Consider the following 338-nt stretch of genomic DNA (forward strand, 5'->3'; position numbering starts at 1 on the left):
GTTTCCAGGCGCAGGTCGAAGCGCTTGATCACCGGGTTATTGGCGACCATGCCGGAGTCTTGCTGATAGGCCACGGGTGCGAGTTTCGGGAACACCGTCTGGTCATCGCCGAAGACGAGTTTGTGCGCCGTCGCCGTGTGCTGGAAGTGGTAGTGAATGCCTTCTTCTTCGCACAGGCGCTGGATGAAGTGCAGGTCCGACTCGTCGTATTGCACGCAGTAGAGGCGCTCGGGGTAGATCGAGCCGGTCTTGAATTCGTAAGCGTTGCTTTGAATGCCGTGCTCTTCCAGCACCATGCCGATGATTTTCGGCACCGTGAGGTTCTGGAAGATGCGTTG

1 protein-coding gene is annotated in these 338 nt (G+C 57.7%); it reads right to left on the minus strand.

Annotated features, from left to right (window positions below; genetic code table 11):
* The coding region (locus HU755_RS27010) for a contractile injection system protein, VgrG/Pvc8 family (protein ID WP_272978341.1) at positions 1-338 on the minus strand (338 nt) is incomplete at both ends.

This window comes from Pseudomonas sp. SWRI111 (assembly GCF_014268555.1).
GTDB lineage: Bacteria > Pseudomonadota > Gammaproteobacteria > Pseudomonadales > Pseudomonadaceae > Aquipseudomonas > Aquipseudomonas hamedanensis.